This is a genomic window from Halorubrum sp. ASP1 (assembly GCF_005435135.1).
Lineage (GTDB): Archaea > Halobacteriota > Halobacteria > Halobacteriales > Haloferacaceae > Halorubrum > Halorubrum tropicale.
Window position 1 is genome coordinate 1 of the sequence record NZ_SGUA01000051.1, and the last position, 514, is coordinate 514.

The 514-nt window shown below is 32.7% G+C and carries 1 protein-coding gene; it reads right to left on the reverse strand.

All coding sequences use genetic code 11. The features are described from left to right. Positions 1 to 514 (reverse strand): DegV family protein (locus EXE48_RS19530; RefSeq protein ID WP_137712172.1); only part of this gene is annotated, 514 nt, incomplete at both ends.

Sequence of the window (514 nt, forward strand, 5' to 3'; positions counted from 1 at the left end):
GAGATAACTGGACTTATTCCATCAATATCTACTGTTACATTCGAATAATTTTCTTCAACATATTTTTTAATTTCTTCAGCCTTGTCTAATGCATCAACATGCAGAACACACACAGTGATGTGCTCTCCTTCATGTTGTTTATAATATTCATCAAACAATTCATACATTCTTGATACAACTTTTTTATATGTTCGTATCTTTTGAAATGGAACTATAACCTTATTATCAAAGTGTAGTAATGGTTTGACTTGAAGTAAACTTCCTACTACAGCCTGTGCTCCACTTAAACGTCCACTACGTTGAAGGTGAGATAAATCATCTGCCATAAAATATGCATCAGAAACTTTTTTCATCTCATTTAAAGCTGAAATTATTTCACTAGAAGTTTTACCTTCTTTAATTAGTTTTGCTGCCTTAATCGCATAATATCCTTCAGGTCTACAAGAGACTTCAGAATCGAACGGATGAACATTCAATCCATCAACCATAAGACCAGCTACAGAATATGATGTAT